Origin of the sequence: Roseateles sp. (assembly GCF_039595595.1) — a bacterium.
Classification (GTDB): Bacteria; Pseudomonadota; Gammaproteobacteria; order Burkholderiales; family Burkholderiaceae_C; genus Roseateles.
In genome coordinates this window covers 87,812-100,633 of record NZ_JBCNLG010000017.1, presented here as the reverse complement: position 1 = coordinate 100,633, position 12,822 = coordinate 87,812, and the positions used below count along the sequence as shown (strand labels likewise).

The 12,822-nt window shown below is 69.9% G+C and carries 13 protein-coding genes; 8 read left to right on the top strand and 5 right to left on the bottom strand.

Annotation, left to right across the window (positions count from 1 at the left end; genetic code table 11):
- Positions 1-13: 13 nt before the first annotated feature.
- The gene (locus ABDW61_RS18865) at positions 14-559 is read right to left on the bottom strand and encodes a response regulator (protein WP_343640860.1); all 546 of its coding nucleotides are present in this window, start codon (positions 557-559) and stop codon (positions 14-16) included.
- A 267-nt stretch (positions 560-826) separates the two neighbouring features.
- Between ABDW61_RS18865 and ABDW61_RS18860 the strand changes: the two genes are divergently transcribed.
- From ABDW61_RS18860 to ABDW61_RS18845, 4 genes are all read left to right on the top strand, one after another.
- Positions 827-1,330, top strand: a complete 504-nt coding sequence (locus ABDW61_RS18860) for a hypothetical protein (protein ID WP_343640859.1) — start codon at positions 827-829, stop codon at positions 1,328-1,330.
- A 153-nt stretch (positions 1,331-1,483) separates the two neighbouring features.
- On the top strand, positions 1,484-1,849 hold the full coding sequence (locus ABDW61_RS18855; protein WP_343640857.1) for a hypothetical protein: 366 nt from the start codon (positions 1,484-1,486) through the stop codon (positions 1,847-1,849).
- Positions 1,850-2,054: 205 nt separating this feature from the next.
- Positions 2,055-2,429: a hypothetical protein gene (locus tag ABDW61_RS18850; RefSeq protein ID WP_343640855.1), complete on the top strand. Its 375-nt coding sequence runs from the start codon at positions 2,055-2,057 to the stop codon at positions 2,427-2,429.
- A complete protein-coding gene (locus tag ABDW61_RS18845; RefSeq protein WP_343640853.1) occupies positions 2,404-2,982 on the top strand; it encodes a hypothetical protein in 579 nt (192 codons plus the stop codon). Before ABDW61_RS18850 ends, ABDW61_RS18845 begins: the two co-directional genes overlap by 26 nt.
- Positions 2,983-2,996: 14 nt before the next feature.
- On the opposite strand, the gene ABDW61_RS18840 is transcribed toward ABDW61_RS18845, so the two are convergent.
- The 3 genes from ABDW61_RS18840 to ABDW61_RS18830 form a co-directional block, all read right to left on the bottom strand.
- Positions 2,997-3,455 carry a PA2169 family four-helix-bundle protein gene (locus ABDW61_RS18840; RefSeq protein WP_343640852.1) on the bottom strand — a complete coding sequence of 153 codons (459 nt, stop codon included), beginning with the start codon at positions 3,453-3,455 and terminating at the stop codon, positions 2,997-2,999.
- A 47-nt stretch (positions 3,456-3,502) separates the two neighbouring features.
- Positions 3,503-5,869, bottom strand: coding sequence for an ATP-binding protein (locus tag ABDW61_RS18835; protein WP_343640851.1), 2,367 nt, complete (start codon positions 5,867-5,869; stop codon positions 3,503-3,505).
- A gap of 112 nt (positions 5,870-5,981) precedes the next feature.
- Positions 5,982-7,184, bottom strand: a complete 1,203-nt coding sequence (locus tag ABDW61_RS18830) for an AI-2E family transporter (RefSeq protein WP_343640850.1) — start codon at positions 7,182-7,184, stop codon at positions 5,982-5,984.
- Between the two features lie 468 nt (positions 7,185-7,652).
- Between ABDW61_RS18830 and rpoN the strand changes: the two genes are divergently transcribed.
- Positions 7,653-9,056 carry an RNA polymerase factor sigma-54 gene (gene rpoN, locus ABDW61_RS18825; RefSeq protein WP_343640849.1) on the top strand — a complete coding sequence of 468 codons (1,404 nt, stop codon included), beginning with the start codon at positions 7,653-7,655 and terminating at the stop codon, positions 9,054-9,056.
- Positions 9,057-9,173: 117 nt separating this feature from the next.
- Positions 9,174-10,100 carry a hypothetical protein gene (locus ABDW61_RS18820; protein ID WP_343640848.1) on the top strand — a complete coding sequence of 309 codons (927 nt, stop codon included), beginning with the start codon at positions 9,174-9,176 and terminating at the stop codon, positions 10,098-10,100.
- Here the strand turns inward: ABDW61_RS18820 and ABDW61_RS18815 are convergent.
- Positions 10,051-10,416, bottom strand: a complete 366-nt coding sequence (locus ABDW61_RS18815; RefSeq protein WP_343640847.1) for a hypothetical protein — start codon at positions 10,414-10,416, stop codon at positions 10,051-10,053. The genes ABDW61_RS18820 and ABDW61_RS18815 overlap by 50 nt on opposite strands.
- Before the next feature lie 132 nt (positions 10,417-10,548).
- Between ABDW61_RS18815 and ABDW61_RS18810 the strand changes: the two genes are divergently transcribed.
- Together ABDW61_RS18810 and ABDW61_RS18805 are read left to right on the top strand one after the other, a co-directional pair.
- Positions 10,549-11,604 (top strand): hypothetical protein, encoded by a 1,056-nt coding sequence (locus ABDW61_RS18810; RefSeq protein WP_343640846.1) that lies wholly within the window; start codon positions 10,549-10,551, stop codon positions 11,602-11,604.
- 138 nt (positions 11,605-11,742) lie between these two features.
- Positions 11,743-12,801, top strand: a complete 1,059-nt coding sequence (locus ABDW61_RS18805; protein WP_343640844.1) for a mechanosensitive ion channel domain-containing protein — start codon at positions 11,743-11,745, stop codon at positions 12,799-12,801.
- Positions 12,802-12,822: the final 21 nt, after the last annotated feature.

Below are 12,822 nucleotides of genomic sequence, written 5' to 3'. Positions count from 1 at the left end.
CTCCGCGCGGCGTTCAGCGCACCCAGCCGTAATCGGTCTGGCGCGGCGCCAGCGACTGCTTGTGCCGCGCCATCATGCCGGGCTCGCGGCGCCCGCCGTCGGCGGCCGGATCGATCGCGACGCCGGACGGTCCGCCGCCGGATTCCAGCGCGGCGGCCGGTCTCGGGCTCGCCGCGAGCAGAGCGCCGCGCGGCGGCGGCAGCAACTCGGCCAGCCGGTCCAGCGTCCGGCGCACGTCCAGCGGCTTGGCCCACAGCTCGAGGAAGCCCGCGCCCAGCGCATCGAAATCGGAATCGGCGGTGACCGCGATGGCCGGCACCTGCGCCCAGCCGCGCCGCATGCGCAGCAGCTTCAGCAGGTCGGAGCCGTGGCAGTCGGGCAGATTCAAGTCGACCAGGAGCAGGGCGGGCTGCAGCTGCGCGCTCAAGCGCCAGGCAGGCATGCCGGCTTCGGCGACGTGCAGCCGCAGGTCGCGGCGCTGCTCGAACATCGCCTCCATCACGATGACGTTGAGCGGACTGTCTTCGACGTACAGCACCGACGTGAGGCCGTCATTCATCGCTCGCTCCTTCCCTGGCTCGATAGTTGGTCGGTGTACATGGCAATCGCCATGCCCGGCGGACTCCCCAAGCTTGGGGATTTCAAGAGGAATTCAGGGGATTCAGCGCGTCCGGTGTAACCCTGCGATGACCCGATCGTCAACGGGGCCGACACGCAAGCGGGGACATGGGCGCGCCGTCGCTTCGTGCGCCGGAAAGGCACACCGCGTCTTGGGTATGAGGCTTGCCTTGCCAGGGAGAGTCCGTCCGACTTCAAGGAGACCGACATGGCCACCAGCATCCGTTCCGGCGCGGCATCCGGCCGCGACGATGAGCGTCCCACCAGTTTCGGCGTCCACAAGCCGGTGGATCACCTCGTGATCAGCTTCGCGAGCGCCGCCGATGCGGCCCAGGCGCGCGCGGCCCTGAGCGCGCACGGCATCGCCGACGGGGATCTGCATGCGATCGACGACCGGGAGATGGTGACGCTGGTCGAGCGCGACCTGAAGCGGGCCAGCCCGCTCGCCGCCATCGGCCAGGAGATCAACCTGCTGCGCAGCCACGGCGAGCTGGCGCAGCGCGGTTATCACTTCCTGGTCGTCAAGGCCAGGGACGACCAGCAGGCCCGCGAGATCGCCGAGATCGCTCGCCGCAACCGCGCCGAGCGCGCGCAGTACTACGGGCACTTCATCATCGAGGAGATGCTGGAACCCGAAGGCGGCCGGCCGCAGGTGGCCGAGTCGCCGCATCGCGGTCTGGACGCCCATCCCAAGCCCCCACTGCCGCGATGACGCTTGACGCGCGGCGCGCGCTGACGGAGAAGCGCGTAGCTGGGCGCGGCGGCGGTGAGGCGCGCAGCCCGCGCCAAGGGGGTACGCCGCTTGCCATCGATCCAGTCACCACGTTCCACCCACTGCCCAGTGCACGACGAAAGGATCCACGCCATGAGCACCACGCCGAACAATGAGAAGAGCGACAAGACCGTGCCGTTCACGACGGCCGAGGACGCCGCCAAGGCCGCCAACGGGAGCACGCCGTCCAGCACGGCGGCGGTCGACCTGGTGAACCGCGTCGCCGACAAGGCGCACGCGACGATCGACCGGCTCGCGACCACGGCCGCGCCGGCCGCGCAGCAATTGCAGAAAAGCCTGGAGGACACCAACGACCTGCTGCACGAGCGCGCCGACCGCCTGCGCACGACCGGCAACGAATGGTGCGACAGCCTGCGCACCAACGTGCGCGAGCATCCGCTGATGGCCGTGGGCACCGCGCTCGCGGTGGGCATGCTGATCGCGCGCCTGACGCGCTGAGTCCGGCGTGCCCATGAGCGACAGCGCCGGCACGTCCGCGTCTTCCGCAGCCGCTTCGGCGGCTGCTTCTCCTGGCGGCTTGCCACCCATTCCGCCTCCGCCTCCGCCATTTCCGCCGCCGCCTTCGGCCTCATCGCCGCCGGCGCCGCCGCCAGGCGCTTCAGCGCCGCCGCCCGAGACCGGCTGGCTCGGCGACCTGCAGGGCATGGCCCGCGCCGCGCGCGGCATGGTGTCCGGCCGCCTGCTGCTGCTGGCACTGGAGCTGCGCCGCGCCAGGCACGGCTTGATCAGCCTGGCGATCCTCGGCGTGATCGCCGCGATCGCGGGCGCCACGGCCTGGCTGGCGCTGTGGGCGCTGCTGGCGGCGCTGGCGGTGCACTTCGGCCTGAGCTGGCCCTGGGCCTTTGCCGGCGTGCTGGTGCTCAACCTGCTGGTGCTGCTGTGGGTCGCCGCCGCGATGAAGGCGCTCGCGCCCATGCTGTCGCTGCCCGCGTCCAGACGCCAGTTCCACTGGCTGTTCAACGATCCGATGGATCCCGAGGAGTCGAGCCCCGATGTCCGCCCCCCCGCATCGCCCTGATCCGCGCCGCATTCCGGACCTGCCCGATCCGGACCTGCCTGAGACCATCGAGGACCTGACCCTGCGCATCGAGATGGCTGAGCTGCGCGTGGTCCGGCGCGACCTTGAATTCCAGTTGCACTGGGATTCGCTGCGACAGCGCGGCAAGGCCGTGATGGTGCCCAGCCGCTGGCTGCTGCCGGCGCTGGGCACGGGCGCGAGCTGGCTGTTCTGGCGTCTGGTGCGGGGCCGCCGGCATCGCCACGGACGCCGCGAGCGCTTCGACGGACACGGCCATGAGGGGCATGCGCCGCGCGCGCCCCGCGGGCCGCACGCGCAGGCCCCCGGGCCGGATGCGGAGCGCCCGGAACTGGGCATGCTGCAGCTGCTCACCGTGCTGTGGGGTTTCGCGCCGGCCAGCCTGCGCGGACGCGTCGGTCCGGAGTTGACCCAGCTGCTGCTGGGCGTCATCGCCGGCTTCCTGCACGGCCGCAAGCAGCGGCGCGAGGAGGACGGTCAAAAGGGGCCACAGGGGCCGGAGCGGGCCGGTCAGGACCGGCCCGCGGCGCCCTAACCGCCGGGAGTGGCTCAGACCTTCTCGGCGTTGCGCGCCTGGTCGCGCAGCATCTTGATCTGGTCGTGGTTGCGCAGGGCGCCGGCCAGTTGGCGCTGGACCACTTCCAGCACGCCGGCCGGCAGGTCCTTCTGCGCCGCCTTGCGATAGCGCGCCACCGCGGCGTCTTCGCCGCGTTCGCATTCCTCGAGCATGGCCTTGTCGCTGTAGCCGGTCAGCGTGCCCTTGACCGCGACCCAGCCGCGATGCACCGCGCCGCTGGTGCTGCCTTCGTCCTCGGGCTGGCCGCCGTGCTGCCGCACCAGTTGCTGCAGTTCCGCGCAGGCCTGGCGGCAGTCCGCGGCGCGCTGCGCGAAGACCTCGCGCAGGCTGGCGCTCTTCACGTGCTCGGCGCTGCTCAGGAAGCCGTATTCGCCGTCCTTGCAGGTTTCGATGAGCGTGTTCAGCTCGTCGATCACGTCCTTGTTGTCCATGGCAGTCCTTTCCAGAAAGGGAGTGGAGATGCCAGGGAATCAGCAAGTCACATTCCCGTGGGCAGTCCCATCGCGCGTTGCAGCGCCTGCAGGATCTGCGCGGGCGAGGCCGGCTTGCGCAGCACGATGAACGAGGACTCGGCGGTGAGCGCCTCGCTGAAGCCGCTGATCAGCACGATGGGCAGGCCGGCGCGGCGGCGGCGCAGCTCGCGCGCCAGCGCCTGGCCGTCCATCGAGCCCGGCATCACCACGTCCGACAGCACCACGTCGACGGCGGCGCCGCTGCCGAACAGCTGCAGCGCCTCGTCCGCGTCCTTGGCCGACAGCACCTGGCACGAGAAGCTGCGCAGCAGGCTGGCGGTGACGCGGTTGAGCTCTTCGTTGTCCTCCACCAGCAGCACCCGCGTACCGGCCAGCTGGTTGGGCGGCGCGGCCTCGCGCGGCTGCGCGGGACGCTCGCGCGCCGGTGCGCTGGTCTGCGAGGGCAGCAGCAGCGTCACCGTGGTGCCGGCGCCGGGCTGGCTCGCGATGCGCGCGGTGCCCCCGGCCTGGACGCAGAAGCCCATCACCTGGCTCAGTCCCAGGCCGGTGCCCTTGCCGACCTGCTTGGTCGTGAAGAAGGGCTCGAAGACGCGCGACAGGATGTCGTCCGGAATGCCGGGGCCGCGATCGGTGACGCTGATCGCGACGTACTCGCCCGGCGCGAGGTCCTGCGTGTCGCCCGGCGCGGCGCGGCCGGCCTCGAGCGTGATCTCGCCCATGCCGCTCGTCGCGTCGCGCGCGTTCAGCGCGATGTTGATCAGCGCCAGTTCCAGTTCCGAGGGATCGACGCGCACGCTGGGCAGGTCCGGCGCCATCGTGGTCGTCAGCTGCATGCGCTTGCCGAGCACGGTCGCGAGCAGCTCGTTCATCTCTCCCAGCGTGGAGCGCAGGTCGATCACCTGCGGGTGCACGGACTGCCGGCCCGCCACGCGCAGCAGATGCTGGGTCAGGCGGCTGCCCACGTCGACCGAACGCATGATCGCGCCCAGCGGCATCGCCAGCGACTCCGCGTGCGGGCTGCGCTGGATCAGGTGGGCGCTGTTGCTGATCACGCCCAGCAGGTTGTTGAAGTCATGCGCCACGCCGCCAGTGAGCCGTCCCAGCGCGGCGATGCGCTGCGCGCGCGAGCTGAGCTGCTCCGCCTCGCGGGTGCGGTCGATGGCTTCGTTGACGCGTTCCTCGAGCTCCGAGCGTCCCTGGCGGATCGCGGCGCTGGCGTCCTCGAGCGCCAGCGCGACCTCATCGCACTCGAGCATGCCGGTCCTGGGCGCGCGCACCGGCTCGCCGGCGCGCAGGTCATTGGCGATCTCGTTGAGCGCGTGGATGGGGCCGGAGATCCGCCGGCTGATCCACAGCGCCCCGAACATGCCCACCAGGACCAGCAGCAGCGCGCCGATCGCGATCGGCTGCAGCGCGGTGCGGCCGCCCAGGCCGCCCAGGCCCAAGTCGCGCGGCACGGCGGTGACCACGGTCCAGCCCTGCGGCGACTTGCTGAAGTAGCCCACCACCGGCTGGCCATCGAGGTTGACGGACTCGAAGCGCGCCTCGTCGCGCGTGGCCATCAGGCGCCGCAGGTCGTCGCTGGGCAGCCGGCCGGCGTAGCTGATGCCGCCGGGATGGCGCGCGACGATGGTGCCGTGGCCATCCATGATGGTGGCGGTCCAGTCGGCGGGCAGGCGCTGGCCGTCGATGATCTGCTGCAGCTCCTGCGGCAGCACGGTGATGCTCATGTTCAGCCAGACCTGGCCGCCGCGCTCGATGGGCTGCACGATCTGCGCGCGCAACTGACCCGTGGCGGGATCCGGCCCGAGATCGCCGATCACCGCCTGCTCGAGCAGCGGGACCGCCTCTCGTGCGAGCACCGGCCGCGAAGCGGCGATGTTGGGCAGGCCGGGCGGGCGCGCGGCGACGGCGGGCGCGGACGCGGCGGTGGAGGGCGGGGTCGGCGAAACCGGTGTGAGCGGCGTGATCGGGGCGGCCGGCGCGTTCTGCGTGTTCTGCGCGGCGGTGGCGGGAGCATTCAGCGGGGCCTCCGGCGCGCGGCCGGCGGCCAGACGCGTGCTGAACAGGGTCCGGTCCGGTGCGGTCAGCTCGACCCAGCCGGACAGGCCCTGCATCGCGCGGCGCGACTGCAGTTCCAGCATGGCCAGGTCTTCGGGCGCGATCTGCGGCGCGCTGTCCAGCATCTGTGACAGCGACAGCACCCGCGCGATGCCGGCGCGGCGCGCCAGTTCCTTGTCCACGACCATGGACAGCGCGCGCGTGCTGTCGCGCATGTGGCGGACGGTGGCTTCCTGCTCGTCGCTCCAGGTCTGCCAACTGACCCACAGCGCCGCGATGATGCCCGGGAGCATCACGGAGAGGACGAGCACGAGCAGGCGGGATCGGATCGGCAGCGGCATGGGGGAGGTGGCGGAGGAACGGTCGGACCGCCGCGCCCAGGCGGCAGCCAGTGCCCGCGCGCCGAGGCGCCGGGGCGGCAGATTATGGGCGGTGCTGTTCAAGGGAGTCGGGGCGGCCGGGCGGAGCGGCGGCGTCGGCGCTGGTGGCGGGGAAGGGAGCGGCCGCAGGCCGCAACAGCGTGTTCAGGGGCGCGCAGGGACGGTCGCTGCCGCGCAGGTAGACGGCCACGGGCCGCATGTGGCGGTTGCGCTGGCTGATGCTGCGCAGGCAGATCAGCAGCGGCACGGCCAGCACCGCGCCGGCGACGCCCCAGAGCCAGCCCCAGAACATCACGGACAGCAGCACCGACAGCGGATTCATCGACAGCCGCTTGCCGATGACCATCGGCGTGACGACGTTGGACTCGACCGCGTGGATGCACAGGTAGGCGGCCACCGGCGCGGCCAGCGCCGTGAAGCCCGCGTCGCCGAGCGAGGACGCCAGCGACGCGGCCAGCAGCAGGCCCGACAGGATCAGCGGACCGAGGTAGGGCACGAAGTTCAGCAGGCCCGCGAGCGCGCCCCACAGGCCGGGATTGGGCAGATCCACCCACCACATCGTGCCGGCCACGATCAGGGCCACGCAGAAGTTGATCAAGCACGCCGAGACCACATAGCGCGAGATGTCCCGCTGGGCGGCCCGGAGCCCGCCCAGCACCATCGCGCGCAGGCGCGGGCGGTGGGGCAGCAGCTCGATGCAGCGCGACAGCACCCAGTGCTCGGACGCGAGCAGGAAGTACAGCAGGATGGTGGTCGCGGCGGCGGAGATCAGGAACTTCACGCTGGTGCCGAGCACCTGCGCGGTCAGCGCCACGCCCTCGCTGGCCAGGCGCTCGCGCAGCGGGTCGGCGGGGGGTGCCGGCGCGCGGCCGCTGGCGCGGCGCTCGGCCGGCGGGCCGAAGCCCGGGATGGATGCGCGCCAGCGGTCGACCCGGTTGAGCGCCTGCGACACCGCCACCGGCGCGCGCTGCCACCAGTCGGCCACCGGCTCGGCGAGCAGCGCCACGCTCAGCACCGTGCAGCCGACCAGCGTCGTCACCAGCATCGCGGCGCTGACCGCTTCCGGCATGCCGTGGTGGCGCATGGTCCGCACCACCGGCGCGAGGACGAAGGTCAGGATCAGCGCGACCAGCACGGGCAGCACGATCGCACTGGCTTCCTTGAGCAGGAAGACCAGCGCGATCAACAGCAGGCCGCGCGTCGCCCAGCGGCGCATCGCGATCGGGGGCAGGGCGGCGGAACGCAAGATGGTAAGGATGACGTCACGGGAACGGGGCGAGCCCTTCCAAGCAAGCGCCGGGCCAAGCGCCACGCGGACGCGGGTACGAGGCGTTACGGCGTGGACCGCAGGGCAATCGGCGGGCCCGATCGGTAAACGGTGCGGAAAGCCTTGCCGCGACGCGGCCGTGAGCGACCGAGGGTCATCCCGGACTCGGCGTCTTCGCCGCCCGCGCCCGCGCGGCGTCGCATGGGCGGACGAAAAGCCGGCAGGCCCCGTGCCTAAAGGGTTTGCGGGACATGGGCAGGCACGCCGCATGACGGCAGGTCCGCGATGTGAAACCGCGCCGGGGCGATGGCATGGTCCTTGCGCAGTGGGTTCCATCGGGCCGTTCATCGGCACTGCCTACAACCTGTTCCTTCTTGCGCGGAAACGCCGGAATCGGTTGCAGGCGGTTTCAATCCCTTTCGCACAGGAGTCTCGCAAGTGGGAGCAATGGAACTCAGGCACGAGCACAAACAGACCCAGACGCTGTCGCCCCGCCTCCAGCATGCCGTGCGGCTGCTGCAGATGTCCTCGTTGGACTTTTCAACCATGGTCACCGACATGCTGGGACGCAATCCGTTCCTGGAGGTGACCGAAGGCAGCGACGACGCGCTGCCGCTGGACGCCGATGTGCCGGTGGCGCCGTCGCCGGTGATGGCCGAGACACCGGAGCCCCTGCCCGACGACCGCGAGATCTGGCGCGCGGAGAGCGCCGGCTCGATGCGGCGCGCCGATGACGGCGAGCTCAGCGCGCTGGAGATGACGGCCGCGCAGACCTGCCTGCGCGAGCACCTGCGCAGCCAGCTCAACGTGCTGCGGCTGTCGCCGCGCGACCTGGTGCTGGCGACGATCGTGGCCGAGTCGGTCGATGACGACGGCTATCTGCGCAGCTCGCTCGAGGAGCTCGTGGCGGTGGCGCAGATGCAGCCGCCGGTGGCCATCGAGGAGATGCAGATCGCGCTCAAGCGCGTGCAGGCGCTGGATCCGCTGGGCGTGGGCGCGCGCAGTGTCGCCGAATGCCTGCTGCTGCAGCTGCCCAAGATCGAGGATCCGCGCAGCCGCCAACTGGCCGAACGCATCATCACGCAGCATCTGAACCTGCTGGCCTCGCGCGACATTCCGGCGCTGGCCCAGCTGCTGGACGTCAGCGTGGCGGAAGCGGAGGCGGTCTGCCTGAAGCTGCGCCGCTTCGATCCGCGGCCGGGTTGGCGCTACGAGACGACGCAGGCCGCGTACATCGTGCCGGACGTGCTGACGACCAAGGTGCGCGGCCAGTGGCGCGTGCAGCTCAATCCCGCGGTGATTCCCAAGGTGCGGATGAACCAGGTCTATGCCGAGCTGTTCCAGCGCCATCGCCAGCAGGGGCATGCCGAGATGGCCAACCACCTGCAGGAGGCGCGCTGGACGATGCGCAACATCGAGCAGCGTTTCTCGACCATCCTGGACGTGGCCAGCGCGATCGTGCGCCGGCAGCGCCACTTCCTGGAGTTCGGCGCGATGGCGATGAAGCCGCTGGGCCTCAAGGAGATCGCCGACGAGGTCGGCATCCACGAGTCGACGGTCTCTCGCGTCACGAACAACAAGTACCTCGCGACGCCGACCGGCGTGTACGAGCTGAAGTACTTCTTCTCGCGCGCGATCGTGAGCAGCAACGGCAGCGCGTGCTCGGGCACGGCGATTCGCGGGCTGATCAAGGACATCATCGAGGCCGAGCGTCCGGACAATCCGCTGTCCGACGCCGAGATCACGCGCCAGCTGGCGCGTCAGGGCCTGGTGGTCGCGCGGCGCACGGTGACCAAGTACCGCCAGATGCTGCGCATCGACGCGGTGGAGCGGCGGCGGCAGCACAGCTGATCGCGCGTACCGGCGGTGCGCCAGCGCGCTGGCCGAACCAGCCCGGCGTAGAGGGAACTGATGAGCTCCGGCCGAGCATGGGCGATTCCACGTCCGCGGCTGGTTGAGGAGCTTTCCATGTTTTCCATCGGTCAATCACCCGCACAGGCGCTGCGCGCCGCCTGCGAGGTCCCGGAAGGGCGCGCCACTTCGTGTGCGCGCGCGCCAACCTGTTTGGATTTCCTGCGGGGAGAAGCAATCGCGCAGGCGTTTCAGCTGACAGGAACGAAAAACGCGGTGCACTCCGTCACCGCACGCCCGCTGAATCGGGCCGAAGCGTTGGCGTACGCCGCTGAACAGAAAAGCTCCTTCCCTGCGAATTCGACCTCTGAAAAGCTCCAACTCTGGAACTGGATCCACCAGCAGTTGAACACCTCCAGCGCAAAGGAGATCGCTGGCACGAGCGCCGAAGATCTGCGGTGGGCTCACCTTCGCATCGTCGAGTTGGACAACGATGACCTCGACATGAAGACGCTGCTCGGCATCGTTGAGCAGTACCTGAAACTTCGGGACATTGACGAGACCTTGGAGCTTGAACGCCAGTCGGCATTGGAAACGGGGGAAGCGGCCGCTCCTATTGCCGAGGCGAAGTGGAGCACGCGCGAGGACGTGCTGAGGAAGATGCAGAACCTTCGCGGCCAGATGTGGCCGGCGTTGGAAAAGCTGGAACACCACCTTCCGGTGCCCGGTGGCGGAGCGAGCGCGCAGGTCGAAGCACGCCTTCCAAGGCCTCGGGTCGAGGGCAGTCTGGGGGCGCTGGATCGCCGCAAGATGCACGATCTGAGCAATGGAGCGGTGCGCAGCGCAGGGGAGTCCCTCAAGGGCATTCGGAAATCGGACTTCGAGTCGCCGTCCTTGCAAGTGAGGTACGAGTTCGTCGACGGCAAGAGGGTCGCCTATCCGCCGAATTGGCCGGCCTCACGACCTTCGCAGCCAGCCCACACCGCGCCGGAAATTATTCGTCCGAAGGATCCTTCGAACGATCAAGGGACTGCGGGTTCTTGACGAGGTGCTCCCGGCGCTCGGCGTCCATGCCAGGCGTGGCCCGCATGTCCGTATCGACCTGGCCCTGCCTGAGGTCCTTGCCGGCCTGACCCATCACCTCGCGCTGCCGGTCGCCCGCAGCGCCGGTGCCCAGGCTTCCCGTCGAGTCGCCGCCGATGCTTTGATCGCGTTCGTGCGGCAACTGGGCGTCGCCGTGCGGGTCGGCGTCACCTGGATCGACGGTTCCTGGAGCCACCGGCGCCTTGTCCAGCATGCGGCGTGGATCCTCGGCCTTCGCGGTGCGATCGGCTCCCTGCTTGTCTATGGGGGCTGCCATGACGGACTCCTGGTTCGTGGTGATGGGTCGTCCAGGCAATCGGGCCACCCATGCCGGGTGAACCCTCGCGTGCATCCTGAAACTCATGATGTCCCGTTCTCAGGCGGCTACTTCCTAGCCCCAGCCATCGACATGCTTTCTCTCTACAGAGACTTTCAACCGATCGCCTGCTCGTCGCTGCGCGATGAGCCTGCGCGCGCCTCGCTGGCCGCGGCACCCGCCATCCTCAGTGACGCCCTCGCGCGCCACCAGAAGGAGGGACTGCCGGAACAGCCATTCCGCCTGGCCTCTGCGAATCGCGCGTTGGGGGCGGCCGATACCTTCCGCACAGAGCTGGACAAGATGCTGTTGCACGCGAGAGGCCACGAAAGCCGTGGCGGGTCGGCACCCGCCTGGTCGGAACTTCTGAGCATCGGCAACGGGCTGAAGACCGGTGCTTCCGACGACGACATCCCCGCGCGCGCCAAGGCACTCGAAGATCTGGCCCAGGCCTACGGCGTCCTGGTCGCCTGCGAGATCGCCATTGATCGGCTTGGCGCCGCGTGCCAGGAACTGGCGGCGGCGCTTCCGCACGAGAAGGACACCTCCCCGCGCCAGTGCCGGCTGGCCCGAATGAACGATTCATTGGTCCGGTCCGTGAAGGCTCTGGCCCAGACGCCGCAGGCGGAAGAAGGCGTCGGGACGGCACCGCCTTCCCCGGCGACGAACTTTCTACGCAAGTTGCTCGGCATCCGTGCGGAGATCAGGAACGCACTCGACAGCGGCCTGACGCTGTCGAGCATCCATGGCGTGCTGCAAGAAGGCGGCCCGGATGCGTGGAGACTGCAGACCGTGCTCGAGAGCATGGAGGGACGGTTGAAGCAGGCGGCCCTGCGTTGGCGGCCCGACGGCACGGTGATCAATGTCGAAGCGGTGCGGCAGGTGGCCCTGTCGTTCGACTTGATCCGTCACGATGTGCTCGAGGAGGAGATGTTCGCCTTCGAATTCGTCGATCGTCTGTCGCGCGTGGGAGCGCCGCACGCGGTCACCGAACCTGTCCACAGTGGCCGGACCTCGGCCCCCGCCATGGTCGACGGCTTGATGCAGCTCGACCCGCCCAGCCCGTCCGACGCTGAATGCCCCGCTTTTCTGGAGGCGGCGGAGCGGGCGCGCCATCCTGGCCCCCTGATGGAACGCGCCGGTCGATGAACCTGCATGGAGCGCCCGTCGGGCGCTCCGCGCGCGGGTGCGGGTAGCGGGAATGACGCTTGCACGCCGGGCGGCATGAATGAATGGCAATCCCGCTTCTCCCTGTTGGACGCCGACCTCTTGCTCTGGGGGCGTCTCTTGCTCGGCGCGCTTGTGATCGTCGCTGGCGCGCTGCTTCTGCACGCGATCCTGCGGCCGATCGCGCAGCGCCTGGCGCGGTTCTCGCCGCTGCTGACCTCGGTCGTTCAGCGCATCGACAAACCGGTCCGATGGGCGCTGCCCCTCATCGGCCTGCTGATCGCCGCGCAGGGCGTGCCCGACGCGATGCCGGGCATCGACGGCGTACAGCATCTGCTGGGCGTCCTGTGCATCGTCGCCCTGGCCGCCGTGGCGGCCGGTGCGATTACCGGCGTGGCGAACGGCGTGGCGCTGTTGAATCCGGCGGACGTCGAAGACAACCTCTCCGCGCGCCGCATCCAGACGCAGACCAAGGTGCTGGCGCGCGTGGCCAAGGGCGCGGTGATGCTGACCGCGCTGGCCTTCATCCTGATGACCTTCCCGCGCGCGAAACAGGTCGGCGCCAGCCTGCTGGCCTCCGCGGGCATCGCGGGGCTGGTCTTCGGCCTGGCGGCGAAGTCCGTGTTCGGCAACCTCCTGGCCGGGCTCCAGATCGCGATGGCGCAGCCCATCCGGCTCGACGACGTGCTCATCATCCAGGGCGAATGGGGCCGGGTGGAGGAGATCACCTCCACCTACGTCGTGCTCAAGATCTGGGATGAGCGCCGCCTGGTGATCCCGCTGCAGTGGTTCATCGAGAACCCGTTCCAGAACTGGACGCGCACCAGCGCGAGCATCCTGGGCACGGTGATGCTGTGGGTGGACTTCACGCTGCCGGTGTCGGAGCTGCGCGAGAAGGCGGCAGCGATGTGCAAGGCCTCGGCGCATTGGGATGGCCGCGTGTGCGGCGTGCAGGTGGTGGAGACCACCGAGCGCACGATGCAGATCCGCGTGCTGGTCAGCGCGAAGGATTCTGGCAAGGCCTTCGACCTCCGATGCGAACTGCGCGAGGGGCTCATCGCCTGGCTGCAGAAGACGCATCCGCAGTCGTTGCCGCGCGTGCGGGCCCTCGTGGAAGACCTGCCCGCGCCGGCGGCGCCGGTGGTCAAGCCGTCGTTGCCGCCGTCGCCGGCGCCGTGAAGCCGGGATCGATCCCGGCAT

Excerpts from the sequence above, each read along its gene's own strand:
- ABDW61_RS18820 (WP_343640848.1), top strand. The coding sequence starts at position 9,174 with ATGTTTTCCATCGGTCAATCACCCGCACAGGCGCTGCGCGCCGCCTGC.
- ABDW61_RS18860 (WP_343640859.1), top strand. The coding sequence starts at position 827 with ATGGCCACCAGCATCCGTTCCGGCGCGGCATCCGGCCGCGACGATGAG.
- ABDW61_RS18840 (WP_343640852.1), bottom strand. The coding sequence starts at position 3,455 with ATGGACAACAAGGACGTGATCGACGAGCTGAACACGCTCATCGAAACC.
- ABDW61_RS18850 (WP_343640855.1), top strand. The coding sequence starts at position 2,055 with ATGGCCCGCGCCGCGCGCGGCATGGTGTCCGGCCGCCTGCTGCTGCTG.
- ABDW61_RS18855 (WP_343640857.1), top strand. The coding sequence starts at position 1,484 with ATGAGCACCACGCCGAACAATGAGAAGAGCGACAAGACCGTGCCGTTC.
- ABDW61_RS18815 (WP_343640847.1), bottom strand. The coding sequence starts at position 10,416 with ATGGCAGCCCCCATAGACAAGCAGGGAGCCGATCGCACCGCGAAGGCC.
- ABDW61_RS18845 (WP_343640853.1), top strand. The coding sequence starts at position 2,404 with ATGTCCGCCCCCCCGCATCGCCCTGATCCGCGCCGCATTCCGGACCTG.
- rpoN (WP_343640849.1), top strand. The coding sequence starts at position 7,653 with ATGGAACTCAGGCACGAGCACAAACAGACCCAGACGCTGTCGCCCCGC.
- ABDW61_RS18865 (WP_343640860.1), bottom strand. The coding sequence starts at position 559 with ATGAATGACGGCCTCACGTCGGTGCTGTACGTCGAAGACAGTCCGCTC.
- ABDW61_RS18810 (WP_343640846.1), top strand. The coding sequence starts at position 10,549 with ATGCTTTCTCTCTACAGAGACTTTCAACCGATCGCCTGCTCGTCGCTG.